This window comes from Streptomyces fagopyri, from assembly GCF_009498275.1.
Lineage (GTDB): Bacteria > Actinomycetota > Actinomycetes > Streptomycetales > Streptomycetaceae > Streptomyces > Streptomyces fagopyri.
This window is the reverse complement of the sequence record NZ_CP045643.1, coordinates 5,967,709-5,993,588: the sequence shown is the minus strand read 5'-3', so window position 1 is coordinate 5,993,588 and position 25,880 is coordinate 5,967,709. Positions and strand designations below refer to the sequence as shown.

The 25,880-nt window shown below is 71.9% G+C and carries 23 protein-coding genes and 1 tRNA gene; 11 read left to right on the top strand and 13 right to left on the bottom strand.

The features are described from left to right. Positions 1–392 precede the first annotated feature (392 nt). Both GFH48_RS25840 and GFH48_RS39320 read left to right on the top strand, forming a co-directional pair. A complete protein-coding gene (locus GFH48_RS25840; protein ID WP_153290534.1) occupies positions 393–4,106 on the top strand; it encodes a S8 family serine peptidase in 3,714 nt (1,237 codons plus the stop codon). Between the two features lie 740 nt (positions 4,107–4,846). After that, positions 4,847–5,116 carry a hypothetical protein gene (locus GFH48_RS39320; protein WP_228120938.1) on the top strand — a complete coding sequence of 90 codons (270 nt, stop codon included), beginning with the start codon at positions 4,847–4,849 and terminating at the stop codon, positions 5,114–5,116. A gap of 179 nt (positions 5,117–5,295) precedes the next feature. On the opposite strand, the gene GFH48_RS25830 is transcribed toward GFH48_RS39320, so the two are convergent. Further along, a tRNA-Arg gene (locus tag GFH48_RS25830) sits at positions 5,296–5,368 on the bottom strand. A gap of 310 nt (positions 5,369–5,678) precedes the next feature. On the opposite strand from GFH48_RS25830, the gene GFH48_RS25825 reads away from it, so the two are divergent. From GFH48_RS25825 to GFH48_RS25810, 4 genes are all read left to right on the top strand, one after another. Next, complete coding sequence (locus tag GFH48_RS25825; protein ID WP_153290533.1) at positions 5,679–7,286, top strand: dynamin family protein; 1,608 nt, start codon at positions 5,679–5,681, stop codon at positions 7,284–7,286. Positions 7,287–7,417: 131 nt separating this feature from the next. Beyond that, on the top strand, positions 7,418–9,661 hold the full coding sequence (locus tag GFH48_RS25820) for a GTPase (RefSeq protein ID WP_407698659.1): 2,244 nt from the start codon (positions 7,418–7,420) through the stop codon (positions 9,659–9,661). A 176-nt stretch (positions 9,662–9,837) separates the two neighbouring features. Next, a complete protein-coding gene (locus tag GFH48_RS25815) occupies positions 9,838–10,305 on the top strand; it encodes a single-stranded DNA-binding protein (RefSeq protein WP_153290531.1) in 468 nt (155 codons plus the stop codon). Between the two features lie 435 nt (positions 10,306–10,740). After that, on the top strand, positions 10,741–12,084 hold the full coding sequence (locus GFH48_RS25810) for a Cys-Gln thioester bond-forming surface protein (protein WP_228121398.1): 1,344 nt from the start codon (positions 10,741–10,743) through the stop codon (positions 12,082–12,084). A 231-nt stretch (positions 12,085–12,315) separates the two neighbouring features. On the opposite strand, the gene GFH48_RS25805 is transcribed toward GFH48_RS25810, so the two are convergent. The 4 genes from GFH48_RS25805 to GFH48_RS25790 all read right to left on the bottom strand — a co-directional run bounded on the left by GFH48_RS25805 (position 12,316) and on the right by GFH48_RS25790 (position 15,418). Further along, entirely contained in the window at positions 12,316–12,909 is a 594-nt protein-coding gene (locus tag GFH48_RS25805) for a sigma-70 family RNA polymerase sigma factor (RefSeq protein WP_153290529.1), read from the bottom strand. Positions 12,910–13,052: 143 nt separating this feature from the next. Further along, a complete protein-coding gene (locus GFH48_RS25800) occupies positions 13,053–13,751 on the bottom strand; it encodes a hypothetical protein (RefSeq protein WP_153290528.1) in 699 nt (232 codons plus the stop codon). Between the two features lie 242 nt (positions 13,752–13,993). Continuing rightward, positions 13,994–14,791: a YcnI family copper-binding membrane protein gene (locus GFH48_RS25795; RefSeq protein ID WP_153290527.1), complete on the bottom strand. Its 798-nt coding sequence runs from the start codon at positions 14,789–14,791 to the stop codon at positions 13,994–13,996. A gap of 39 nt (positions 14,792–14,830) precedes the next feature. Beyond that, positions 14,831–15,418 (bottom strand): hypothetical protein, encoded by a 588-nt coding sequence (locus GFH48_RS25790; RefSeq protein WP_153290526.1) that lies wholly within the window; start codon positions 15,416–15,418, stop codon positions 14,831–14,833. A 130-nt stretch (positions 15,419–15,548) separates the two neighbouring features. Between GFH48_RS25790 and GFH48_RS25785 the strand changes: the two genes are divergently transcribed. Continuing rightward, the gene (locus GFH48_RS25785) at positions 15,549–16,508 is read left to right on the top strand and encodes a D-2-hydroxyacid dehydrogenase family protein (protein ID WP_153290525.1); all 960 of its coding nucleotides are present in this window, start codon (positions 15,549–15,551) and stop codon (positions 16,506–16,508) included. A 24-nt stretch (positions 16,509–16,532) separates the two neighbouring features. Here GFH48_RS25785 and GFH48_RS25780 read toward each other — a convergent pair whose 3' ends face one another. Then, positions 16,533–17,135, bottom strand: coding sequence for a DUF2087 domain-containing protein (locus GFH48_RS25780; RefSeq protein ID WP_153290524.1), 603 nt, complete (start codon positions 17,133–17,135; stop codon positions 16,533–16,535). Between the two features lie 205 nt (positions 17,136–17,340). Between GFH48_RS25780 and GFH48_RS25775 the strand changes: the two genes are divergently transcribed. Beyond that, positions 17,341–17,658, top strand: a complete 318-nt coding sequence (locus GFH48_RS25775) for a chaplin (RefSeq protein WP_153290523.1) — start codon at positions 17,341–17,343, stop codon at positions 17,656–17,658. A gap of 100 nt (positions 17,659–17,758) precedes the next feature. On the opposite strand, the gene GFH48_RS25770 is transcribed toward GFH48_RS25775, so the two are convergent. From GFH48_RS25770 to chpG, 7 genes are all read right to left on the bottom strand, one after another. After that, positions 17,759–18,625 (bottom strand): tyrosinase family protein, encoded by an 867-nt coding sequence (locus tag GFH48_RS25770; protein WP_153290522.1) that lies wholly within the window; start codon positions 18,623–18,625, stop codon positions 17,759–17,761. Next, positions 18,609–19,034 carry a tyrosinase family oxidase copper chaperone gene (locus GFH48_RS25765; RefSeq protein ID WP_153290521.1) on the bottom strand — a complete coding sequence of 142 codons (426 nt, stop codon included), beginning with the start codon at positions 19,032–19,034 and terminating at the stop codon, positions 18,609–18,611. Before GFH48_RS25765 ends, GFH48_RS25770 begins: the two co-directional genes overlap by 17 nt. 353 nt (positions 19,035–19,387) lie before the next feature. Next, a complete protein-coding gene (locus GFH48_RS25760; protein ID WP_153290520.1) occupies positions 19,388–19,972 on the bottom strand; it encodes a vitamin K epoxide reductase family protein in 585 nt (194 codons plus the stop codon). Then, entirely contained in the window at positions 19,972–20,469 is a 498-nt protein-coding gene (locus GFH48_RS25755; protein ID WP_153290519.1) for a DUF5949 family protein, read from the bottom strand. Before GFH48_RS25755 ends, GFH48_RS25760 begins: the two co-directional genes overlap by 1 nt. 289 nt (positions 20,470–20,758) lie before the next feature. Next, the gene (locus tag GFH48_RS39765) at positions 20,759–20,881 is read right to left on the bottom strand and encodes a chaplin (RefSeq protein ID WP_265590198.1); all 123 of its coding nucleotides are present in this window, start codon (positions 20,879–20,881) and stop codon (positions 20,759–20,761) included. 202 nt (positions 20,882–21,083) lie between these two features. Continuing rightward, positions 21,084–21,386 (bottom strand): hypothetical protein, encoded by a 303-nt coding sequence (locus tag GFH48_RS25745; RefSeq protein ID WP_153290518.1) that lies wholly within the window; start codon positions 21,384–21,386, stop codon positions 21,084–21,086. Between the two features lie 549 nt (positions 21,387–21,935). Then, the gene (gene chpG, locus GFH48_RS25740) at positions 21,936–22,175 is read right to left on the bottom strand and encodes a chaplin ChpG (RefSeq protein WP_153290517.1); all 240 of its coding nucleotides are present in this window, start codon (positions 22,173–22,175) and stop codon (positions 21,936–21,938) included. A 549-nt stretch (positions 22,176–22,724) separates the two neighbouring features. Here chpG and GFH48_RS25735 point away from each other — a divergent pair. Genes GFH48_RS25735 through GFH48_RS25725 form a run of 3 tightly spaced genes read left to right on the top strand, consistent with a single transcriptional unit; the run spans position 22,725 to position 25,728 of the window. Further along, positions 22,725–23,009 carry a hypothetical protein gene (locus tag GFH48_RS25735; RefSeq protein WP_153290516.1) on the top strand — a complete coding sequence of 95 codons (285 nt, stop codon included), beginning with the start codon at positions 22,725–22,727 and terminating at the stop codon, positions 23,007–23,009. A gap of 41 nt (positions 23,010–23,050) precedes the next feature. Then, positions 23,051–24,244, top strand: a complete 1,194-nt coding sequence (locus GFH48_RS25730) for a glycosyltransferase (protein ID WP_153290515.1) — start codon at positions 23,051–23,053, stop codon at positions 24,242–24,244. Then, positions 24,241–25,728 carry an exopolysaccharide biosynthesis polyprenyl glycosylphosphotransferase gene (locus GFH48_RS25725; RefSeq protein ID WP_153290514.1) on the top strand — a complete coding sequence of 496 codons (1,488 nt, stop codon included), beginning with the start codon at positions 24,241–24,243 and terminating at the stop codon, positions 25,726–25,728. The genes GFH48_RS25730 and GFH48_RS25725 overlap by 4 nt, the downstream gene beginning before the upstream one ends. The last annotated feature ends 152 nt before the right edge of the window (positions 25,729–25,880 follow it).

Sequence of the window (25,880 nt, the reverse complement as noted above, 5' to 3'; positions counted from 1 at the left end):
GTCCTCCCGCCGCAGAATCTCGAAGATCGCCTGTTGGAACCGGGGACCGGAGTGGAACCCCAGGTCCATGGCCGCGTCGAGCCGGTCCCCTTCCGGCGTGGTGGGATCGTCGATGATCTCGATCAGCTGAACCCCGACGGGGTCGTCCGGTGGCGTCGGCGTCGGCGGCATCGACGTATCCGCACGGGCCCGTCGCCGTGTCCCTCAACGCACCGAATTCATGGGGCGGTCCCCCGCCGTCCCCCCGGACGCGTGGTGGCCGACGACCGCGTCCGCTCGCGGCGCAACTGTGTCATGGCGCAAGAGTGACGTGTGCGACCCCTTGAACGGCGGCGGGGGCGGCCGGAGGATCCAGTGATCTTTCGCTCTTCGCCGCGTCCCAGGAGTCTTCCTTGCCCAAGGTTCCCATCCCCCGGCCCGGGCCGATCGCCCTCGCCGTGGCGGCCGCGCTGACACTCGGCGTCATACCGGCGACTGCCGCTGTGTCCGCGTACTCCGTCGGTGAGGTGTCGCACAACGACGCCGCACACCAGACCCCCGTCGCTGCCGGCACGCACACCGTCACCCTGATCACGGGTGACAAGGTCACCATCGGAACCGCCGCCGACGGCACCGTCGTGCGCTCCTTCCAGGCCGCGAGCGGAGCCACCACCGGCTTCCACCGCGCTGTCGTGGACGGCGCCACCTACGTCTACCCGGACGCCGCCCTGTCGTACGTGAGCGCCGGCAGACTCGACAAGCAACTCTTCAACGTGACGCGGCTGATAGCCGAGGGCTACGACGACGCGCACAGCTCCCGGCTGCCGCTGATCGTGCGCTACACCGACGCCGCCGCCAAGTCCCGCACCCGGGCGAAGATGGCCGGCTCGACCGGCGTCCGTCGCCTGGACAGCATCCAGGGCGCGGCCCTCGCGCAGAACCACCGGCAGGCACCGGAGTTCTGGTCCTCGCTCACCGGGGGTTCCGGCGCGGCGGCCCGGTCCGCGAAGCCGTCCTTCGCGGGCGGCGTCGCCAACGTGTGGCTCGACGGCAAGGTGAAGGCCGACCTGGCCGACTCCACCGCCCAGATCGGCGCGCCGAAGGTATGGGCGGAGGGCGACACCGGCCAGGGCGTGAAGGTCGCGATGCTCGACAGCGGCGCGGACGCCGAACACCCGGACCTGGCCGGGCAGGTGTCCGACAGCGCCAGCTTCGTGCCCGGCGAGGACGACATCTCCGACTTCAACGGCCACGGCACGCACGTCGCCTCGACCATCGTCGGCACGGGCAGCGCCTCCGACGGCAAGGAGCGGGGTGTCGCCTCCGGCGCCCGGCTGGCCGTCGGCAAGGTACTCAACTCCGAGGGCAGCGGCCAGGAATCGTGGATCATCGCGGGCATGGAGTGGGCCGCTCGCGACCAGAAGGCCAGGATCATCAGCATGAGCCTGGGCGGCGGCGGTGACAAGACCGACCCGATGAGCCAGGCCGTCGACCAACTCAGCCATGACACAGGCGCGTTGTTCGTGATCGCGGCGGGCAACGGTGGCCCGCACTCCATCAGCAGCCCCGGTACCGCGGACTCCGCGCTGACCGTCGGCGCCGTCGACTCCACCGACACGCTCGCCGACTTCTCCAGCCAGGGCCCGCGTGACGGTGACGGCGGGCTGAAGCCGGAGATCACCGCGCCCGGCGTCGACATCGTCGCGGCGCGCTCGCACTACAAGCGCGGCTCCGGCTACTACACCACGATGAGCGGTACGTCGATGGCGACGCCGCACGTCGCCGGTGCCGCCGCACTCCTCGCCTCCGAGCACCCCGACTGGACGGGCGCCCAGCTCAAGGAGGCGCTGGTCAGCAGCGCCAAGGCGACCCCGGCGTACACCCCGTACCAGGCGGGCGCCGGCCGGCTCGACGCGCTCGCGGCCGTGCACTCCACGGTCTTCGCCACCACGAGCGCCTACTCCGGCTTCTACACCTGGCCCCCGAAGCCGGGACAGACCGACACCCGGACGGTGACGTACACCAACGTCGGCGACGCACCGGCCAACCTCAGCCTGGCGGTCAACGGCACCGTCCCGGCGGGGTTGTTCAGCCTCTCCGCCGACCACGTCACCGTGCCCGCGCACGGCACGGCCACGGCCACGCTCACCGCGAATCTGGACAAGCTGGCCGGTGACCAGTCGGTCAGCGCCATGATCACCGGTACGGACGGCACCGGAGCCGTCCGCGCCCGGACCCTGATCGGCGCGGCCCGGGAGGGCCGGCGGCAGAATCTGACCGTCGTCGCGAAGGACCGTGCGGGCAAGCCGCTGGCGGGTCGGGTCGTCCTCACCGCCGAGCACCTCTTCACGGTGATGGACCTCGACGCGTCCGGCACCGGCACGACGCGGCTGCCCGTCGGCAGCTACAGCGGCTGGCTCACCGGGGACGTGCAGGGCGCCGAAGGCCCGAGCTCGCTCGGCATGGTGCTGCTCGCCTTCAACGACGTGAAGCTGGACCAGGACCGCACCGTCACGCTGGACGGCCGCAAGGCCCGCCGGATCCTGGCGCGCGTGCCGCAGCAGACCACCGCCGTCGCGCCGCGCCTGGACGCCCACCGGTCCTTCACCGACAGCCTGGTGGAGACGTCGATGCTGCCCGACCCCTCGTACGACAGCGTCTGGGCACTCCCCACCGGCAAGAAGGTCACCGACGGCGAGTTCGAGGCCGGCGCCCGCTTCCGCCTGGAGCAGCCGGCGCTGACCCTGAGCACGAAGTCGACGACGTTCAACGACCCGCTGGTCAAGCGCGCCGCCACACCGCTGCCCGCCGGCAGCCGGAACCTGACGGCGGTCTTCGCCGGCGACGGCACGGCCCAGGAGCTCGCGCGGCAGAACGTGCGCGGCAAGGCCGTCGTGGTGCGCGGTGCCGGCACGGAAGGGATCCAGGCGCAGGCGGAGGCCGCCGCGGCGGCCGGTGCCCGGCTGCTGCTCGTCGTCAACGACGGCGTCGGCCGCCTGGAGCCCTGGGACGAGAGCCCTTGGAGCCCGGCGAGCCCCGCCCCGGTGACGGTGGCGACGCTCACCGCCGACCAGGGCGCCGACCTGATCGGCTCGCTCCGGCACGGCGCGGTGTCCCTGAAGGTCACCTCGCACCCCACGACCGACTACGTCTACGACGTCGTGCACCACTGGACAGGTGCCGTCCCCGCGGACCCGACGTGGCGCGAGGACTCCAAGACCCTCGGCCGGGTGAACGTCTCGTTCCGGAACTACCGGCAGGGCAAGGCGATGGAGTTCCGTCCGGACGTCTGGCGGGGCTGGGCCGTCGGCAACCAGCTCACCGCGCCCGCCCAGGGCGAGCGCACCGACTGGGTCACCGCCGGCACCACGTGGCTGGACGACGCCTTCATCCAGGGCGAGACCGGGCAGCACTCGATCGACCCGCTGCACTTCCCGGCGCGCAAGACCGGCAAGGTCAGCTGGTTCGGCCCGATCCAGCGGCCCCGCATGGGCCCGCTCAACTACCAGCCGGTGCGCTACCTCGACACGATGTACATCACCGCGCCCGGCTGGGGTGACTCGGGCTCCGGCCATGTCGGCGAGGCCGGCGCGAACTTCGACGTCAAGGACTGGATGTCGCTGTACCAGGGCGACCAGCAGCTCAACTGGGGCAACGCCGAGTATCTGCAGGTTCCCGGGCTCGGTGCGGGGCGCCTGCCCTACCGACTGGTCCTCGACAACGACCGTGCCGCCTGGACCGCCCCGTACTCGACGCACACGCTGACCGAGTGGAACTTCACCTCCGCGGTCACCGGCAGCGAGTCGGCGGTGTCACTGCCGCTGATCCAGCTCGACTACGGCGTGGACACCGACAAGTCCGGCCGGGCCGACCGGCACGCCGGGCTGACGGTGACGGCCTCGCACCTGCCGGGCACCACCGCCGCCATCGCGAAGCCGTCCGTCGAGGTCTCGTACGACGACGGTGCGACCTGGCAGCGGACCGACCTGAGCCGGTGCGGCGACGGATGGCGGACGAACCTGCGCGCCCCGCGGTCGGCCGGTTTCGCCACCCTCCGGGTCGGCGCCCGGGACAGCGCGGGCAACACCGTCTCCCAGACGATCACCCGGGCCTTCGGCCTGCGCTGACGTCACACCCCGGGAGGTCACCCGGGACAGCACCGTGTGGGTGGGACCGCAGCCGGCGGCCCCGCCCACGCGGCGTTCACGGGCCAGGACACGCATCAAGGCCGCTGGAGACCTACCGGATCACACGAAAGACGTCCGACGCGCCTACGGAAATTTCGACACGCAGTCGCCACGGCGACCCGCCGAAACCCGGTGGCAACCGAACAGCACCTGCTCCTCCCCGCGATCACGTCGCGACGGCCCAGCTTTCGGTGTCGGTGGTCGAACATGCCTCGACCAGCAAAATGGCTCTTCACAGGGGAATTGCCACCCCTGCGAAGGAATCCGATGAATATGGGCACCCACCGGAATGACCTGTACCCGGACGTGACTGCTTCGGGTGGTCTCGTATTGGCGATGAGAAAGGCGTGCTGGAGCAGGAACCGGCCAAGGGACCGGTGGCACACGGCTGGCCGGACCACCTCCTCGGTCGCCGCGGGCCGCACTCGATCGGTTCGCCGACTTCGCCGACTCCTGGGGCAAGAAATACCCGGCGATCGCGCGGCTCACGGACGCCCCCCGCGACGTGGTGACCATCCTCAGGCGCGTGGAACGCAACTCTCGGCCCGTCTCGGCCCGTCTCGGCCCGGGAGGGCGCCGAGAGGGCCGACGAGGTCCCGAGAGCCGTCGACACGCGCCTCGACGGCAGACAGGCGGCGGCCTGGTCCAGGAAGCGGCACCGCCGCATCCTCAACGTCGTCATGAAGCACGCGATCCGGCGACGGAAGGCCGTCCTGCCCCCACACGTCTTCGAGTCCCCCACGGGACGGCGCGTGTACGACAACCGCCACACGCGCCTGACCAAGTGGCTCAACGACGGGATTCCACCCGCACAGGTGGCGGACTGGGCCGGCAACAGTGTCCCGGTGCTCCCGGCGACCTACGCCCGGTGCGTGGAGGGGCAGCTTCCTGACCTGAAACGACGCCTCGAAGCCGCGGGAGATCTCCCCGAACCGCCCGCCGCGGGCTGAGGCTTCCCGCCGAAAACTTCGACACGTATGCGACAGGGCCACCCGCGAAAACCCGGTGACAGCCGGACGGCCCAGGACCATCCCCTTGATCACCGGGGAGGCGTTCGGGGCTTCGTCGGTCCAAGGGAAACATGCCCTGACCTGCAAAAAGCCCTCCCAAGGGGGAGGGCGGAGACTTGCGCCCCCGGCAGGACTCGAACCTGCGGCCAAGCGCTTAGAAGGCGCCTGCTCTATCCACTGAGCTACGGGGGCCGGGTGTGGTGGCCGGTGTCGCAGTGCCCGGGTGTGGGCCGATCCGTGACCTTGTCGGGGACAAGGATAGGGCTCCCGAGTCCTTGTCCCTCGCGCTTCGCCTCCGTGGCTCAATGTGGAGGTTCAGTGAAGCGGTCCTGATAATCGCAGGCAGGTACGAATCATGCACCGCTTTTGGCGCCCGGCGCCCCGGGTGTTGTGCACTCGTTATGCCTGCACCCCAGTCGCCCCTTCCGCCCCATATATCCTCTCGGCGCGCAGGTGTGGCCATATGCTTCAGAAAGCCTCCAAAATTGGGCATTCTTCACATGTGGTGACCTTGGACGTACGGCCCCAGCTGCTCGACGCACTCTCCGCCCTGCGCGACCGTGTCGCCGCCGCACGCTTCCCGCTGCCCCTGGCGGGGGCTCCACGCGCGCGTGCCAACCGCGACGAACTGCTCGCACAGCTCAACGACTATTTGGTGCCCCGCTTGAGGGACCCCGAAGCGCCACTTCTGGCCGTGATCGGCGGATCCACCGGTGCGGGCAAATCCACCCTCGTCAACTCCCTTGTGGGGCGCCGGGTCAGCGAGGCCGGAGTGCTGCGGCCGACGACCCGTACACCCGTCCTGGTGTGCCATCCGGAGGATCATCACTGGTTCAGCGGAATGCGGGTGCTGCCCGACCTCACCCGCGTGTGGATGCCCCACCAGGAGCCCGGCGACGACCTGCCCGCGCCCGTCGAGCGCGGCGAACGGGTGCTGCGGGTCGAGACCGTCGACACGCTCCCCCGCGGCATCGCCCTGCTCGACGCCCCCGACGTCGACTCCCTCGTCGCCGACAACCGCGTACTCGCCGCCGAACTGATCAGCGCGGCCGACATCTGGGTCATGGTGACCACGGCCGCGCGGTACGCCGACGCCGTGCCCTGGCATCTCCTGCGCACCGCCAAGGAGCACAGAGCGACCCTGGTCACCGTCCTCGACCGGGTGCCCCACCAGATGGTGTCCGAGGTCTCGCGGCAGTACGGCGCCCTGCTGACCAAGGCCGGGCTCGGCGAGGTGCCCCGCTTCACGGTGCCCGAGCTGCCCGAGTCGGCGTGGGGCGGCGGCCTGCTGCCCGCCTCCGCCGTCGCGCCGTTGCGCACGTGGCTCGTGCACCAGACGCAGGACTCCGGCGCCAGACGCCAGGCGATGGCCCGTACCGCCCACGGGGTCCTCGACTCCCTGAAGGTCCGGATGCCGGAACTGGCGAGCGCCGCCGCGGCACAGTACGCCGCCGCGCTGCGGCTCACCGCGGCCGTCGACGGGGCGTACGACAGGGAGCACGCGCGCGTGCAGGGGCGTTTGCAGGCCGGCGCCGTGCTCGCCGGGGACGCGCTCAAGCGCTGGCGCGCCTATCCGCTGGACTGCACCGCCGGCGAGTTGCTCGACTCGCTCGTCGAGAGTCTTGGCGCCTTGATGCTGTGCACGGTCACGGCCGCCGACGAGCGCGTGGACGAGGCCTGGCGCCGCGAACCGGGCGCGGGAGTGGCGGAGCTGACGGACCGCGATCCGACCCTGGAGAGCCCCGAACATCGGATCGGGGTGGCCGTACGACGGTGGCGGCGGGTCCTGGAGGAGTACGCCGAGGAGGAGGTCCGTCACCTCGACAAGAGCGCGGCCCCGGACGCCGAGGCCGTCGCCGCGCTGGTCGCCACCACGCTCCTGGGCGGCCGCAGAGCGAGCGCCGCGGGTGAGCAGCTCGCCGACCGGATCGGCGCGCAGGGTGCCCTGCGGCTGCGCGAACGGGGCGGGCACCTCCTCACCGAGCTCCTCGACGAGACGTTGCACACCGAGCGCGAGCGGCGCCTGGCCCCGCTCGACGCCCTCGACGTCCATCCCGAGCCCCAGTCCGAACTCATCGCCGCGCTGTCCGTACTGCAGAAGGAGAGGTGACCGCGATGACCGCCGTCACAGATCACACGGACCACACGGACCTGGACCCCACGGACCGGACGGACCCGACGGATCGCGCGGACCACAGGGACCGCTCGGATCGCACGGATCGCCCGGATCACGGCAACCACATGGATCACGCCGACCTCATCGCCCTCGCCGGAGACCGACCCTCCGTCGACCGCGTGTCGGACCACGGCGTGTCCGAGCAGGGCGCGTCTGCCCAGGACACCTCCGCCCAGGGCACATCGGGCTACGGCCCCTCCGGGGGCTCGCGCGACGAGGACCGGTCCCCGGCGGGCGCCCGCGAGGAGGTCGCCGGCAGGGAGCCCGCGTGCGGGACCGCGCGGGGCGGCCAGAAGGGCCACACGGTTCACGAGGCCCACGGAACCCTTGAGCCGCACAACACTCGCGAGACTCGTGAAGCCCGTAAGACCCACGAGACCCGCGAGACCCGCGAGGGCATCAACGGCACGAAGGGCGCTGAGGACCCCAAGAACGCCCAAGGGGCCCAGGACGCCGAGAACCGCCCTCCGGACGCCCGCCCCCAAGCGGACCACCCTCACGCAGAGCGCGACGCCGCCCACGCGCGCGTGAAGGCCGACACCGGGCACGCGCGCGTACGGGACGACACCGCCCCCGCCCGCACCGAATCCGAGTCCGTCTGGGACGACGGTCTGATCGCCCGGCGCGCGTCCGAGGCCCCCGCGCCCCAGGAGACCTCCGCACCGGAGTCCAGGTCGGCCGCGCAGGCCCCACCCCCGCCTCTCGCGTACGACGGCCCCCTGCGCTCGCGGCTCGACGCGCTGCGGGAACTGGTCGGGCTGTCTCGCGCCCGTCTCGACGGGCGGACCCTCGCCGAGGCGGGCAGGGTCCTCGACGAGGCGGCCGCGCGGCGCAAGCTCTCCGGGCAGCACACCGTCGTCGCCATCGCCGGAGCCACCGGCAGCGGCAAGTCGCAGCTCTTCAACGCGCTCGCCGGGGTGACCATCTCCGAGACCGGTGTCCGCAGGCCGACCACCGCGGCTCCCATCGCGTGCAGTTGGAGCGACGGCGCCGCGACGCTCATCGACCGGCTCGGCATCCCGGGGCGGCTGCGCAGGCGTCCCCTGCAGAGCGCGGAGGCGGAGGCCCAGTTGCACGGCCTCGTCCTGGTCGACCTGCCCGACCACGACTCCGCCGCCGTCCAGCACCGCGAACACGTGGACCGCATCCTGGCGCTCGTCGACGCGGTCATCTGGGTCGTGGACCCCGAGAAGTACGCGGACGCCATGCTTCATGAGCGCTATCTGCGTCCGATGGCGGGGCACGCGGAGGTCACCTTCGTGGTCCTCAACCAGGTGGACCGGCTGCCCGGCGAGGCCGCCGACCAGGTCCTCGACGACCTGCGCAGGCTCCTCGACGAGGACGGGATCGCGCTGGGCGAGTACGGCGAACCGGGTGCGACCGTACTCGCGCTGTCCGCGCTCACCGGGGAAGGCATCGGTGAACTGCGTGAGTCACTCGGCCAGTTCGTCGCCGAACGTGGCGCCGCCGCACGTCGGATCTCGGCCGATCTCGACGCGACCGCCGCCAGGTTGCGGCCCCTGTACGCGACCGGTCGGCGCACAGGGCTCAGCGAGGAGGCGCGCGACGAGTTCTCGGACCGGCTCGCGGACGCGGTGGGCGCCACCGCGGCCGGCCAGGCGGCCGAGCGCGCGTGGCGCCGCAACGCCAACCGCGCCTGCGGCACGCCCTGGCTCCGGCTGTGGCACTGGTGTCACGACCGGCGCGAACCACCGACCGGACGCCACGCGCTGCGGGCACCCGCCGACGAGGAGGCCACGGCCCGCCAACGCGTCGAGCAGGCCGTCCGTACGGTGGCCGACCGGGCGTCCCGCGGCCTGCCTGCGCCCTGGGCACTGGCGGTGCGCGAGGCGGCCGTACGCGGCGCGCAAGGGTTGCCGGAAGCCCTGGACGACATGGCGTCGCAGGCCGCAGCACCGGCGGGACGGCCACCGCGGCCGGGCTGGTGGCCGGTGGCCGTTCTCGGCCAGGCGTCGATGACGATCCTTCAGATCGTCGGCGGGCTCTGGCTGCTGGGGCAGATCGTCGGGCTCATGGCGCCGAATCTCTGGGTGCCTGTGCTGCTGATGGTGGCGGGCATCGTCGGTGGTCCGTTCGTCGAGTGGAGCAGCAGGCTCGCGGCGCGCGGGCCGGCCCGGCGGTACGGATTCGACGCGGAACGACGGTTGCGGGAGGCCGCCGCCGGGTGCGGGAGGGCGCGGGTCCTGGATCCGGTGGCGGCGGAGCTGCTGCGGTACCGGGAGGTGCGGGAGCAGTTCGGGCGGGTCACGGGGGCGACGACCGGTCAGTCGAGCCGGCCGGCCGGCTGACCGGGGCCGCACGCCCGGTGAGGCCGCACTCCCACGGGTGACGCGGTTGTCCACAACTCCGGGGCCGTGCACAGCGCTCAGCGGGCTCGGTCCGGCACAGGCAGTCTGAACTCGCGGCGATCGCACGGCATGCGATCGCCGCGACAGACGCAGCCGTACGGGAGAGGGGTCCGGGCATGAACGAGACGATGGTCTGCGCGGTGGGCAACGTGGCGACACAGCCGGTGTACCGCGAGGTGGCGAACGGTGCTTCGGCGAGGTTCCGCCTCGCGGTGACAGCGCGGTACTGGGACCGTGAGAAGAGCACGTGGGCGGACGGGCACACCAACTTCTTCACGGTGTGGACCAATCGGGCGCTCGCCACCAACGTGGGGGCGTCCCTTTCGGTGGGTGATCCCGTCATCGTGCAGGGCAGGCTGAAGGTACGCACCGAGGTGCGCGAGGGGCAGAGCTGGACGTCGGCGGACATCGACGCGGTGGCGATCGGCCACGACCTCTCACGCGGCACCTCGGCCTTCCGGCGGCCGCACAAGGAGGGTGACACCGTGCCGGCCCACCGGCCCGAGCCCAACTGGGAGATGGAGCCCGGAAGTTCATCCGAGGCCGCTCCCCCTCAGCAGGCGGCACCGGCCGGAGTGACCTGAGTTCGGGTGGAGGCGGTCGGGCGGGGACGCTCGGGCCTCCTTCCGGACGGCGAGCGCGGCGCCGGTGCACCGCTCGTCCCAGTCGTCCGACGACCGACCGAACCGCCGCTTGTCCACGCATACATGCGATGCCGTCACGGAGCGCTTCTCCGACACCGCCACGGATCCGTCGATGAGCGCAGCTCACAGCCTTGCTGACCGATAACGATTCCGATTCGGATCGGTTATCGGATGGAATGCCCGGGGAGCGTGGTGCGCCGCGTCCTTAGGATGCCGGGCATAGCTCACGGGGCTTCTGATTCTGCTGGCGGGACCGTCCCCCATGTCAACGGGTCCTGCTCGAAGGGGAATTCTGTGTTTTCTGCGCTCTCTGCGTTCGCTGCGGCGTCGGCTGCGGCGCGCGGGCGAGGGGCCGGTCGCCTCGCCGCCGCGACGCTGGTGTCGGGACTCGTCGCCGCCGGGGCCATGGTCACCGCGGGTACGGCCGTCGCGGACGACGTCCCGCAGAGTCAGGGCGGCGCGACCGCGACCATAACCGGCCTGAAGACGTACGGGTCCGCGGTGATCCACGACAACGGCCAGGACCAGCAGGTGTCCGCCGGCCTGTTCGAGATGTCCGTCGACAACGGCGGCATGCTGCAGACCTACTGCATCGACCTCCGCAACCCGACGCAGCGGGACGCCAAGTACCAGGAGACGTCCTGGAGCGGCACGTCGCTGAACGGCAACAAGGACGCGGGCCGGATCCGCTGGATCCTGCAGCACTCCTACCCGCAGGTGAACGACCTGGCGGCGCTGGCCGAGAAGGCCGGGGCGAGCGGCCTCACCGAGCAGGACGCCGCGGCCGGCACACAGGTGGCCATCTGGCGATACTCGGACGGTGCCGACGTGGACGCGGTGAACCCGCAGGCGGAGAAGCTCGCGGACTATCTGCGCAGGAGTGCGCGGAACGTGCCGGAGCCCAAGGCCTCACTGACCCTCGACCCACCCGCGGTCTCGGGTCACGCCGGCGAGAGGGTGGGCCCGATCACCGTGCGCACCGACGCGGACAGTGTGACGGTGACGCCGCCCGCGGACGCCTTCGCCAGCGGTGTGAAGGTCGTCGACAAGGACGGCAGGCCGATCACCTCCGCGGCCGACGGCAGCCGGCTCTACTTCGACGTGCCGAAGGACGGCGCGGACGGCTCGGCGGCGCTTGCCGTGCAGGCGTCGACGACCGTGCCGGTCGGCCGGGCCTTCGCCTCGCAGACTCGCAGCCAGACCCAGATCCTGGCCGGCTCCAGCGAGTCGACGGTCTCCGCGACCGCGACGGCGACCTGGGCCGCGGAGGGCGCGATACCCGCGCTCTCCGCCGAGAAGAACTGTGCCGAGGGCGGTGTGGACGTCACGGTGGCCAACGCGGGCGACGCGCCGTTCACCTTCGAGCTGATGGATGCCGAGCACACCGTCGCGGCCGGGGCGTCCGTGAAGGTGACGGTCCCGCTGCGGGAGGACCAGGCGTACGCCTTCGCGGTCACGGGTGCGAACGGCTTCGAGAAGCGGTTCACCGGCATGCTCGACTGCAAGACACAGGACAGCGCGAGCGACGTCACCACCCAGACGGTCGGTGAGCCCAGCCCGGCCGTGTCGTACGCCACCTCCACCGGGGGCACCGACCTCGCCGAGACGGGCGGCTCCAGCGCGACCCCGATCATCGCGGGTACGGCCATCGCCCTGGTCGTTGTCGGTGGCGGGGTCGTGTTCCTCCTCCGCAAGGACGAAACACCGGCGCGGGACTGAACAGGCGCCGGACCGGCGCCGAGCGCCACCGCACCTTGGCAACTGGACAGCGAATGACCGCGAGCACGGTGACCTCATGGAGCACGGTGACCTCGTGAGCCCGCGGCCCCGGCCCGCCCCCCAGGCGTCCGGGGTCGCGCTCCTCTCCGGCCTCCGTGTCATCGATCGCGGCACGTTCCGCCAAAGCCCCGCCGCCCTTCCTGGCAGGCCGCTCCCGTCAGGAAGGGCTCGTCAGGCAGCCGCGTCGGCCGGCCCGCAGCGCTCGGCGGCGGACAGCGAGGCGATGAGCGAGGTACGGGCACGGGCCACCCGTGAGCGGACCGTGCCGACCGGGCAGTCGCTCACCAGGGCCGCCTCCGCGTAGGGCAGACCCAGGAGCTGGGTCAGCACGAAAGCCTCCCGTCGCTCCTCGGGCAGCCCGGCCAGCAGATCGTCGAGCGCGATGCCGTCGTCGAAGCCGGGCAGGCCGCGCGGCTGGGCGCGTTCGACCGCGAGCTGCCAGTCGTCGAAGTCGGCCCGCCTGGGCCGGGTGGCCGCGCTCCGGAAGCTGTCCACCACGGCGCGGCGCGCGATGGCGAGCAGCCAGGCGCGGGCCGAGGAGCGCCCCTCGAAACGATGCAGGCTGCCGAGGGCACGCAGGAAGGTGTCCTGGGCCAGGTCGTCGGCGGTCTGGGGGTCCGCGCCGAGATAGGCGACGTAGCGGCGTACGTCCCGGTGGAGGGCGCGCACGAAGTGGTCCACGGCTTCGGGGTCGCCGCCGCGGGCGGCCATCGCCCAGGCCGTCAGCGAGGCGTCACGTGAGGTGGGCAGGGCAGGAGTGGTCACCTGGTGTCCTTCTCGGATCGTCCGGGATCCGGCCCCGGCGCGCAGAGGTCGGCCGGGGTCCGGTGAGGGGGACGGCCGCACGCGAAGGCGCGGCCGGGCCCGGGGCGCGCGGTGGTCCGCCCGCCCCGGGACACCAGCTGTCGTCAGACGACAGCGGTCCCGGCGGGCGGACCCCGAGAGGTGATCGCGTGAACGAGGAGGAGCAGGCGCGGAGCGCGCGCCGGGCGATGACGGCGCGGGGCCGGGCGGGGCCGGACCACCGGGGCGGGCAGCGCGAGGAACAGTCGCAGCGGGGCGGCCAGCCGGGACGCGAGGGCCCGCAGGACGCGGAAGGCGGCGCGCTCTCCGTGCGCGAGCCAGAGGCCGCAGAGCAGGGCGGCCAGCAGATGGGCGGCGAGCATGCCGAGCGAGGAGGTCCCGCCCGCCGCGTCGCCCATGTGGTTCATGGCGCCCATGGCCTCCATGTTCATGGATCCCATGGGTTCGGGTCCCATGGGCATGGTGCCTGCGGACATCGCACCGTTGGACATGTCTCCCGCGGACATGGAACCCATGCCGGGGGTGTCTGTCGTGGGCGTGGCCGATGCCGACGTCCGGGCGAGCGAGAAGGCCGTGTGGAGCGCCGCCTGAGTGACCAGCACGGCGGTCACGATCAGGGGCAGTCCACGTTCCCGGCCGGCCAGCGCCCATCCCGTGCCGCCGATCACCACGGCCGAGGCACCGAGAACCCACGGGGGCACCTCATCGCCGGACATCATCACGTGTCCCAGGGCGGCGAGCAGCACACAGACGGCGGCGAACACCGCGGCGCGTACCGTGCGAGAACACCAGCCCACTGTCATGGCGGCCTCCTCCTCGCATCCGGGTTCCGGTCGTCACGGAGAGGTACGGAATTTTTCCGCGCCCCACTCACAACCCACAACCCACAACCCACAACTCACGGCTCACGGCTCACGGCCGGGCCTGACGGCCTCAGTGATCCTGGGCGGCCTTCGGTGCTCTTGGGCGGCCTTCGGCGGTGCACCGTCGCCCCGCCGGCCGCGAATGGCCGCGGGCGGGGCGACGGGCCGCCCAACCGCTGAGGCTACGAACCGGTGTTGCGGCCGCGTACGAGGGCGAACGCCGCCGCGCCGAGGCCGAGGACGCCCACGACCAGACCGGCGATGCCCAGGCCTCGCGCCGTGGAGTCACTGCTCGACGCCGAGTTCCCGGTCGATGCGGCCGGGGCCGAGCTCGACGCCGACGAGGCGTCCGAACCCGAGTCCGCGCCCGACCCCGAATCGGACGATCCCGCACCGGATGCGGCGTCGGAACCGGTCTCCGCCGCCGCCTTGGCGGTGAGAGCGAGCACCGGTGCCGGGTTCTCCGGCTCCTCCCCGCCCTTCTGCGTCTCCTCGATCCAGCGGGCGACATTGCCGTCCGAGTACGTCTGCAGCGTCTTGAACGCCAACTGCCCGGCGTCGTCGGGCAGTTGCCCGAAGGCGACGTCGAAGTCCTGGTACTGGCCGTGCCGAATCCGGCCACCGGTCCAGGTGATCTCCGAGACGGCCTCGGTGATGGTGCCGTCGTCGGTCTTGACGGGGGTCTTGAGCTTCGTGGTCGTGACCTTCGCCGTCCAGCCGCTCTGGGGGGTGACGAGCACCCCGAGGACCGGGTGGTCCGTCGGCAGGAAGACCTGCACCTTGGTGGTGCTGGCGGTGTCCTCCTCGTTCGGGACACGGAAGGTCAGGACACCGTCCGTGGCTCCCTTGGCGTAGCTCTCGGGGTGGACGGTCACATGCGCGGAGGCCGCACCGGCGGCCGTCAGGATCCCGGCGGCTGTGAGGGCGGCGACGAGGCCGGCGCGGCGCAGGCTGGTGCGTACCGGGGACGTGGGAGACATCGGGAACATCTGGGGGACTCCGTACTGGTGGGGATGCGGTCAGGACGCGTACGACAGCCCCGGCGGTGGTCCCCGGCGGGAGACCGCGTGCCGCAGCAGTACCTGCCGAAGCGGCCCGGGCGTGGCCGCCTTCGGGCGGACGGCGTCCGGCCGGACCGGGCCGGCCGGCGGTCCCGTCCGCACCCGCCACCAGGCCGCGAGCCCCGGCACCAGCCCGACGGCCCGGCGCAGCAGACACCAGAACGCCGCCTCGCCGCGCCGCAGCCACCAGGTCGCCAGCACGGCGGCCGCCACATGGGCCGCTGTGGCGTGCGGGGTCATCGCGTGCGCGTGCGGGGGGCCCATGGGCATGCCGTGCATGTTCATCGTCATCCGCGGGCGGGCCGCCTCGAACGCGACGTGCAGTCCGGCCTGCGTGGCCAGCATTCCGCCGCCGATCCCGAGGAGGGAGCGTTCGCGGCCGCTCAGCAGACAGCCGACGGCGAACACGACGAGGAATCCGGCGCCGTCCGCCCACAGCGGCGGTGCCTCTCCCGAAGCGAGTCCGTGACCACCGGCGGCCAGCAGCACGCACAGCACGGCGAACATCGCCGCGCGCAGGCTCCGTACCTCTGGGGACGCACTCATGAAGCCCAGATACTCCCACGGGGAGCGAACGGGCGTCGCGGCTTCCCCCGCGGTCGCCTCCCGCCGGGACTCCGCGACGGCCGTGAACGTCTCTCGGTTAGGCTCCGGTCGAACCTGGGAGGGACCTGACATGGGACTTCGCTGTGCTGTGCTCGACGACTACCAGGGGGTGGCGACCGAGGTCGTCGACTGGTCGCCGGTCGCGGACGACGTCGAGGTGGTCGGGTTCGGCGAACACCTCGACGACGAGGACGCGCTGGCCGTCGCGCTCGCGGACTTCGACATCGTCGTGACCCTGCGCGAGCGGGTGCCCTTCCCCGCCTCGCTGCTGGCCAGACTGCCCCGCCTGAAACTGCTGATCGCCTCCGGGATGCGCAACACGGTGATCGACTACGCGGCCGCCGAGGCACACGGGGTGACCGTGTGCGGGACCCCGAGTTCCTCGACGCCCCCGGTCGAGCTGACGTGGGCGCTGCTGCTGGGCCTCGCGCGGGGGCTCGTCGAGGAGAACGGCGCGTTGCGGGCGGGCGGCCCCTGGCAGAGCACCGTGGGTGCCGATCTGCACGGACGCCGGCTGGGTCTGCTCGGGCTCGGGAAGATCGGCGGCAGGGTGGCGCGGGTGGGCCTCGCGTTCGGGATGCGGGTCGGCGCGTGGAGCCGGAACCTCACCGAGGAGCGCGCCGAAGAGGTCGGGGTGGAACGGGTCGGTTCCAAGGAGGAGTTGCTCGCGAGCAGCGACTTCGTCTCCGTGCATCTCGCGTTGGGCGAGAGCACCCGTGGTCTGGTGGGCGCCGCCGAACTGGCCGTGCTCAAACCGACCGCCTATCTCGTCAACACCTCACGCGCGGCGATCGTCGACCAGGACGCGCTACTCGCGGCCCTGCGCGAGGGCCGGATCGCCGGGGCGGGTGTGGACGTGTTCGACGTCGAGCCGCTCCCCGCCGACCACCCCATGCGCGCGGCGCCGCGTCTTCTCGCCACCCCGCATCTGGGCTACGTGTCGCGGGCCAACTACGAGGCGTACTACGGCGGGGCGGTCGAGGACATCCGCGCGTTCCTCGCGGGCAAGCCCGTACGCCTCCTCGGCTGAGGTCGCGACGGGGGGGAGGTTCGGTCAGACCTGTGCGGGGCGCCGGTAGACGCCGTGCTCTCGGGTCAGGTGGTGCAGGTCCACGAGGTAGCGCCGCAGGGTCGCGTGATCGACCGGCGCGTCCTCGCACCACGCGCGCAGTCTCTCGTTGACGGTCCGCTCGGGGTACTCGACGTCCGGTTCGAAGGTCTGCTCGGCGATGTGCCTGAGCACGACCAGCTTGCGGTGCCACTGGGCGGGCAGCCGGATCAGGCGTCCGCCGCGTACGAAGGTCCGCAGGACGGCGTCGGTCACCTCGTCCCCGGAACCGTGGGTCTCGGCCGGTGCCCGTGTGCCGCGTGCGAGCCGCCTGAAGTGTCCGTAGGCGACGGCCAGTCCCCCGTCGTCGGTGATGACGTCCTGACCCAGGAGCCGGCGCAGCGCCGCGGTCGCGTCCCTCGGCGACAGTCCCGCCCGCTCCATGACCTTCGTGGGCGTGTCCGCGCCGAGGGCCACCGCGGCGAAGGCACGGACCCGGGTCTCCTCGGCGAACAGCCCGATCAGCGGGTCGGGCGAGGGGACGTTCGACGAGACGGTCGACGGGGTCGACGAGATCGTCGGTGGGGAGGTCGGCAGGTCGGTAGGCATGCCTGGCAGGCTAATTGCGGGAACGGTGCGAGCCGTAGTGAATTTCCGCCCGCGACGCCGTCCCGCGCACGCCCCGGCGGCGAGCGGCCCGTCCGAGAGGGGTGATCCCCCGGCGTACGCCGTGACCGGCCGCGGGCGGGCGCGTTGAAGGGGGAGTGCGGTCGCGTTCGAGCGGCCGCCCTCACCGATCCAAAGGAGAAACGTGATGTCTCGCATCGCGAAGGCCGCCGGTATCGCTCTCGGCACGGGCGCCGTGGTCCTCAGCGGGGCCGGTCTTGCCATGGCGGACGCGGGTGCCCAGGGTGCGGCCGTCGGCTCCCCCGGTGTCCTTTCGGGCAATGTCATCCAGGCCCCGATCAACGTGCCGGTCAACGTCTGTGGGAACACCATCAACGTCGTCGGTCTGCTGAACCCGGCCTTCGGCAACACCTGCGCCAACATCGGCGGCCCCACCACGGCCACCCCCGGCCCCATCACGGCCACCCCCGGCCCGAGCGGCTCCCACTCCGGCTACGGCAACTGACCGTCGCACCCACGAGGAAGGCCCCCGCAGCATGCGCTGTCGGGGGCCTCGCCATGACACGGGCAGCGCCGTTTCCCCCACGGGCGGGCAGCGGCGCGGGCTACGCGTACCGGTAGATCCGGCTGTGGTCCTCCAGCTCGTCCGGCGTGACGTCCCAGGGAGGCATCCGCTCGTACCGGGCGACGATCCGCCCGTGCTGGTCGTTGCCGGGACCCGGCGGCCGGGCGGGCAGGTAGCGGGCACCGCGGTGACGTTGCTGCCAGCGGGACCACTGGAGGTCCACGAAGGCGTGGTGCAGCCAGAAGACGGGATCGTTGACCGAGGCGCCGCCGAGCATCACGCCGCCGACCCAGCGGTGGACACGGTTGTGGTTGTGCCAGGCCGCGCTGCCGGACCCGCGCCCCCACCCTTCGAGCTTGTTACGGAATCCCTTGGTGGACGTGGAGTTCCAGGGGGCGGTGTCGTAGACGGGGTCCGCGAGCGCCGAGTCCAGTTCATGCTTCGTGGGCAGCTCGAACGGGTTCTGCCTGCGTCCCAGGTCGCGGGTGAGGTAGGCGCCGTCGGTCACCCCATCCCTGATCGTCCACTTCCCGTGGACGTAGGCGAAGGGCCCGGTCATGACCTGGCGGTCGGAGCGCCGCCCGTTGCCGCCGAGCAGGTCCGCGGTCCAGGGCACGGAGGACGGCCTCCGCTCCCGTGTCCAGTCCCAGTAGGGCACGCTCACGGCGGAGTCCACACGGCGCAGCGCCCGCTCCAGCTCCAGCAGGAACCGCCGGTGCCAGGGCAGGAACGAGGGCGCCATGTGGGCCGCGCGCAGGCTCCGGTCGCCGTCCGCCACGTAGTACTCGATGTGCGTCCGCACGAACTCGTCGTACTCGCCCCGGCGTTTGACCTCCAGCATCGCGGCGACGAACCGGCGTCGTTCCGCTCCGGTCAGCTTGCTGACGTCCTTACGCGTGTACGCCACGGTGGTCGCTCCCCTCCGCCTCCACGCCGCGAAGCTGCTCCGAGGGACTCAGTTCGTCGACGGCGGCACGCGCGGCGGCCAGTGCGGTTGGATACGACTGGTAGTGGTCCACCATGCTCAAGTAACTCCCGTCCGCCCGTCGCATCAGGTGCAGCGGCCGGCCGTCCACCGTGACGTGCCACTCACCGCCGCCGACCGCGGCACGCCCGCCCGCTCCGGTCCTGGCGCCCAGGATGTGGCGGCCGTGGTACATCTCGTCGAAGGACACGTCCTCGGAGCCGGGGAGCCTCGGGGGCCACGACGCGGCGACGACGGGGGCGAGCACCGCGGCGGCCGCCGACGCGAGCAGGCCGTGCATCACACCCCTCCGGGTCACCGGCACTCTGCTCGGCACTCTGCTGACGGACATGGTTCTCTCCTCGGCGGATTCGGTCGGTTCCAGCGGCGGTGGCCCTCACGGCCCACACCTGACGGCTCACGGTCCACAGCCCACACCTGACGGCTCACGGCTCACGGCTCGTCGTACGGCTGTCCCCCCGCGCCCATGCCCGGCTCTGCCTCCGTCCGGGCTGCGATCGCCGGTGTCGTGGCGGGGGCACCGGCCGGTGCCGCGACGCCGGTCACGACGGCGGCGGGAATTCCTCGAGTGGCCGGCTTCGTCCTGGGTGCGGTCCCTGTCAGGATTCGGGGACGCAGGGTCCGTACCGGTCGACGTCCTCGCCAACGCCTTCACCTCAGGATTCCCCCCGGCGGACCCCGTGGTCAGCTCGTCCAGAAATCCCACCACCGGGTCAGGATCAGCATGCCGATGATGCCGACGTGCAGCAGCGGAAAGACCCAGGTGAATTCACCCAGGAATCCCTTCACCCACCGAGGAGCGGGCAGAAAATCATTTCGTACGTTGAATGATGTCGCGTACCAGAACATGATGATCGTGGCGACCCAGGCCAGCGAGCACCACAGGCAAAGCGAGTTGATGCGGTACAGCGACTGGAACTGCAGCCAGGTGCAGAATCCGACACCGAAGAGGGTGCCGGCGTTGAAGGTCAGCCAGTACCAGCGCGGGAAGGTGGCCCGCGCCAGCAGGCTCACTCCGACGCAGATCACGATGCCGTACGCCACCAGGCCCAGCATCGGGTTGGGGAACCCGAAGGCCGAGGCCTGCTCGCTCTTCATGATGTTGCCGCAGGAGACGACCGGGTTCAGGCTGCACCCCGGCACGAAGTCCGGGTTCTCCAGCAGCTTGAACTTGTCGATCGTGATGACCCACGCGGCGAGCAGACCGGCCGCACCGGTGATCACCAGCATCAGGGCGAACGCACGGCTGCTCCCCGCGGTCCGTGTCATCAGCCGCGCAGGCTGCGCGCGGGCAGGAGCACGTGTGCCGCGCTGAGCAGGGTTTCCTCGTCACCGGCGAACGCGGCCAGGCTCTCGGGGGCGACGGGCCTGCCCGGTTCCGCCTCGGGCCAGGCCCGGGTGGCGAAGAGGAAGTAGGCGTAGCCGCGTTCGCCGACCGCCGCGAGCCACTCCGGTGGTACGACGCACTGCGCGTTGAGGTACGGCATGGTGACGACGGCCTGGCCGGCCTCGACGAGAAGGGTGAGCGGCAGGCTCGGCTGCCGGGAACCGTCGAGGAGCGTGTCCCCGACGGGCAGACCGTTGTTGCGCAGCAGTTCCTCGATGGCGACCGTGGAGGCCCCGGGGCCGCCCTCGCCGTCGCCCAGGGAATAGGCGAGGAGATAGGGCATGTCCCCGTCGGGGGCTTCACCGCTGAAGGCCATGACGGCGAGCGTGCCGAGATCGACGGCCCGGAAAGGGCGCGTTTCGCTTGAGGTTGAGGTCACCGCGGAACCTTATCGACGCACCCGAACGGACCTCACGCTTTCTCACCCGACCGGGCGACAAGCGGGTGGGTGACCACACGAATGAGGGACACGCCTCGAACACAATGGAGTCGGTCCATGCGAAAGGGCCGGATCCGCGGGACACGGAGCCGGCCCTTCCCCTTCACTGACAGCCCCCGCCGCGAATCTGCTGACGGTCTCCCCCGCGGACTTTGCCCACGGCTTCCGCTCCGGACCTTACCGACGGCCCCCGTCGCGGGCGCGTGACGTCAGTCGTGCGCACGAGGTGTCACTGGTCGGCGCAGGGGTTCACGAACACCGGGTTGAGCACGTCGGCGACGTCGATCGTGTCGCCGCAGAGGTTCACCGGAACATTCACGGGGACCCTGAACGACGGTGCCGGAGGCGACACCGGGGACTTGACCGCCGCCCCCTCCGCACCGGCGTCGGCGAGGGCGCTGCCGGTGCGGCACCCGCGGCCGTTCCGGCGGTGACGAAAAATGAAGAGCGGCCTTCTCGGCGGTGTTCGTCGTCCGGCCTTTCCTTGGCGATGTGCCGCAGCCCACGGATACGTCCAGAGGCCTTTCGGAAAGGACAGGCGCCGAATGGACCGATCAGCCTTGGAGCGGAAGTCCGCCGAGCAGTTGGGCGGGGCCACCGGCCGAGTTGAGCGTCTTCGTCGTGCCGTTCAGGGAGTTGAGGACCGAGCCCTTCTTCTCGCTGTCGAGCGTGTCCGACTGGTGCTGCAGGGGCTGCACGTCCTTCAGGCTGAGCGAGCGCTGGCTGGTGATGGTGTCCAGGGCGCCGTTGAGGCTGCTGGGCGTGAGGTCGGAGGCCCCGGCGGCAAAGGCGGGCGCGGCGGCACCAGCGATGACCATGGATCCGGCGACGACTGCGGCGGCCTTCAGGGACTTCATCGTGTTCCTTTCTTCGGCAACTCGCGTCACCGGCGGGAGTTTTTCACTGCGCCCTGCCTAACGAGCCCCGCACTGGACGGAAACCCCGTGTGCAGAAGATTCCTGCAGCCCACCCGAACACCCCATCCCGGAACGGCGCATCGCATTCTCATACAAGAGCCGCCGATAAACCGCCGACGCGAAACAGCCGTCGTGCCGACCGGATCGGTCGGCACGACGGCGGGCAGGCGACCGCGTCGCCTCACGCACCGCTCCCCACGCCCAGGAAGGTGGGAGACCGGTCACCGGTGTTCACATGGTTGACGTTCACCGCACAGGTGTTCACGGCGTAGGGATTGACCGGCCGTTCACGGCATGAGGGATCACCGGACGGTCCACGGCACGGGCGATCACGTCACCCTCCGCGGCACCACGGATCACGTCGCCCTCCGCGGCACCGGCGATCACCTCGCCGCTCGGGGCACCGGCGATCACCTCGCCGTTCGGGGCAAAGCGGACCGGCCGCCCTCCCCTGAGGGAGGACGGCCGGCAGAAGGGTGCGCGTCTGCGTCAGCCGTTGACGCAGGTGTTGCCGAACGCGGGGTTCAGCAGGCCGATCACGTCGATGGTGTTCCCGCAGACGTTGACCGGGATGTGGACCGGAACCTGCAGGACGTTGCCCGACAGGACGCCCGGGGACCCGACGGCCGCACCGTGCGCGTCGCTGTCGGCGGCGGCGATGCCGGCGGTGCCCGCCATGGCGGCGGCGACAACGGAGGTCAGGGCCAGGCCCTTCGCGATACGCGACATGGAGAAGTGCTCCTTGAAATCGTCACAACGGCGGGGCGGAATGCCCAGCGCAGGAATCAACGCGCGGCGCACGCGCGGGTTGTGCCTCCAAAGGGGTGATCTCGCGAACCCCTGGACGACGACTCCGGTGGCCCCGGGACTCACGCACGCCCCTGACCTCGATGAATATTCCATCATTACGACACACTTGTCAGGTTTCGACAAATAAATACAGATAACGGCTAGAGTCGGTCACCTCCCGAGGCTGCTCGGATCCAGATGCCGGAAGGCGTCGAAAGTCGAAAACCGACGGGAGAGCCAGCGCGCACCCAAGTGATCTGCGGATCTCCGTTCCTCCGCCGGTCGAGAACCTTTCCCGAAAGGGCAACGCCGGTCATGCGTCATTCCCCGGGCCCTCTGCCGCGTCGCGCGACGGTGGGCCGCTCCGCCCTCGTCGCCCACCGCACGGCGGGCGGCCCCGCGAAGGCCCACGGAGAACACGGCAGCGCCCGGGCCCCGTTGAGCCCGCCGGCCGAAAGCGATGAGCCGACCGCGCCGAGCGTGCGGACCATGCCGAGCGCGCCGACCACTCCGAGTGTGCGCACGGCGCAGCCCGCGCGGACCCACGCCACCGGCCCCCTGGGCGACGTACCCGACCCGTCGGTCACCGGGCCGGAGGACGCCCCGGCCGAACGCGTGCCCCCGTACTCGAACGCTCCCGGAAACGACTCCGATGTCCGCGGCCCGGACAAGGAATTCCGGTCCGGGGGTGACCAGTTGGGCGTCCGGCTCGTTTCGCAGCGGGACGCGGCCTGGGTCGGAGCGCTGTTCGCCGCCGTCGACGCGCAGCGGTGACACGCGCGTCAGAGCGCCGCCCGTCACTAAGGAACCCGCGCATGTCATTGCCAACGAGCGACCCCCCGCCGCGGGTCCTGCACCTCAGCCAGCCGGTCGACGGCGGAGTGGCCCGCGTGCTGACCGACCTGGTGAAGGCACAGCTCGCCGCCGGACTGCACGTCACCGCGGCCTGCCCGCAGGACAGTGGCCTCGCGCACACCCTGCGGGCGCTCGGCACCGACGTGACGCACTGGCAGGCCACGCGTGCGCCGGGTCCCCGGCTGGTCGGTGAGGTACGGCGGCTCGCCCGCGTCGTCGCCGAGGCCCGTCCGGACGTGGTGCACGCGCACAGCGCCAAGGCCGGGCTCGCCGGCCGGCTCGTCCTGCGTGGCCGGGTGCCGACCGTGTTCCAGCCGCACGCCTGGTCGTTCGAGGCCGTCGAGGGCGTCCCCGCGGACCTCGCGCTGAAGTGGGAGCGGTGGGCGGCGCGTTGGGCGTCCAGGGTGGTGTGTGTGAGTGAGGCGGAGCGGGTCACCGGGGTGCGCGCCGGGATCAGGGCCACATGGAGCGTGATCCCCAACGGTGTCGACACCGAGCGCTTCCACCCCGCGGACGCGGAGACCGTACGGACCGGGATCCCGCTGCTCGACCGGCTCGACCCGGCGGCTCCCCTGGTCGTATGCGTCGGACGGCTGTGCCGGCAGAAGGGCCAGGACGTCCTGCTGCGGGCGTGGGACACCGTACGGCGGCGGATGCCCGCGGCCCGGCTCGTGCTCGTCGGGGACGGTCCGAACGACGCGCGGCTGCGGGCCGAGGCGCCCGGAGACGTGCTGTTCGCCGGAGCCGCGGACGACGCCGTGCCCTGGTACCAGGCCGCCGATCTGGTGGTGCTGCCGTCCCGTTGGGAGGGCATGGCGCTGGCGCCGCTGGAGGCCATGGCCTGCGGACGCCCGGTCGTGATGACGGACGTGGACGGCGCCCGCGAGAGCCTGCCGCCGGGCCTCGACACCCGCTGTCTGGTGCCCTCCCAGGCGCCGGCCCCGCTGGCCCGCGCCATCTGCGACCTGCTGGCCGACGCGCCGCTGCGCGAGTCGCTAGGCAGGCAGGGGCGACGCCACGTACTGACCACGCACGACGTGCGGCGCGCGGCCGACGCGGTCGCGGAGGTCTACCGCGAGTTGCTCACCGCGAGGACCGGCGGGCGCGCCGCGTGCGGGGAACACACCGAGTGCAGGGAGCCCATCCACACGTGACTGCGGAAAGCACCGTTCCCTCCCCCGGCGGAGAGCCCCGGGAGTACGGATTCTCGCCCGTCTCGGTCATCCCTTCGCGCGGGGCCGCCGACGGCTTCAGGTTCCCCGCCGGACAGCGGCTGTCCGCCCCCCGTGCCCCGTGGCTGCCCCTGCTCGTCGCGGACGGCGGTGCGGCGCTGCTGGCGGGACTGTCCCTCGCCCAGGTCCAGCGGCATCCGCCGCTCCTCGTCGCGCTGTTGCTCGGGTTACTCGCGCTGAACGCGCACGGCGCGCTGTACCGTCCCGGGCCGATCCCCACCGCCCTCGACGACCTGCCCGCCGTGTGCGGGCGCGTCGTGGTGACGTGGTGCGCGCTCGCGGCCCTGTCGGCGGCGCTCTCCCCGGGCGCGGCGCTGTCCGCCCGGACCCTGGCCGTGGGCTGCGCGCTGCAGTCGGCGGTGAACTGCGCGGGCCGCGCCCTCGTGCACTGGCGCCGCCGACGCGCCCTGGTCCTGCGCCCCGACGCCACCCTGGTGATCGGTCCCGCGGGAACCGCCCAGCGGGTGGCCGCGGCCTTCCTGCGTCACCCGCGGTGCGGTCTGCGTCCGGTGGGTGTCGTCTCCGCCCAGACGGCCGGCGGCGAGGGGCTACCGGTCCTCACCACCGGCGAGGAGGTGCAGCGGGCCCTCATCCAGAACAGCGTGCGCGCCGTGCTCGTGGTGGAGCCGCGCGGTGAACACGGGCCGTTGCTGCGGGCGTTGAGCGAGGCGGGCTGTGTGCTGTGGCACGTCGACGCGGACTCGCCGTCGCAGGAGATCCCGTACGGAGCGCCGCGGGGCAGAAGCTACGGAGCCGCGAGCGGCAGGGCGGCCGGAAGCGGGCGGCTCGCCGGGTTCTCCTGCCGGCGGATCAACGTCTCCAGGGCTCACGGGAACCTCGGCAAGCGGCTTCTCGACGTCGCCGTCTCCGGGGCGCTGCTGCTCGTGGTCAGCCCGCTGCTGCTGGTGTGCGCGGTCGCGCTGCGGCTGAGCGACGGACCGGGCGTGGTCTTCCGGCAGGAACGCATCGGCAAGGACGGGCGGCCCTTCACCCTGCTGAAGTTCCGTACCCACCGCCCGGTCGACGCGCACGAGGCCGCGACCCGCTGGAGCGTCGCGGGCGAGCGGGAGATGAGCCGTTTCTGCCACTTCATGCGGCGCACCTCGCTCGACGAACTGCTTCAGCTGTGGAACGTCCTGTGGGGCGACATGAGCCTGGTCGGCCCGCGTCCCGAACGGCCTTACTTCGTGGCCAAGTTCAGCCAGACCTATCCGGGCTACGCGGCTCGCCACCGCATGCAGACCGGCATCACCGGCCTCGCCCAGATCCACGGGCTGCGCGGCGACACGTCGATCGAGGACCGCTGCCGGTTCGACAACGCGTACATCGACAACTGGTCGCTGTGGCAGGACGTCTGCATCCTGCTGCGCACGGCGGCCTCGCTGGTACGCCCGACGGGGAGCTGAGCCGATGAGCCGAGCCCTGCCCCACCCGCCGCGGGCCGCCTCCCACCCCCCGCGGGCCGGATCCGACCGACCGCCGGTCACCCCCCGGTCGCCGCGGGCCCCCTACGCGGCGCAGACCTCCGGCCCACCGCGGGCCACCCCCCGCTCGCCGC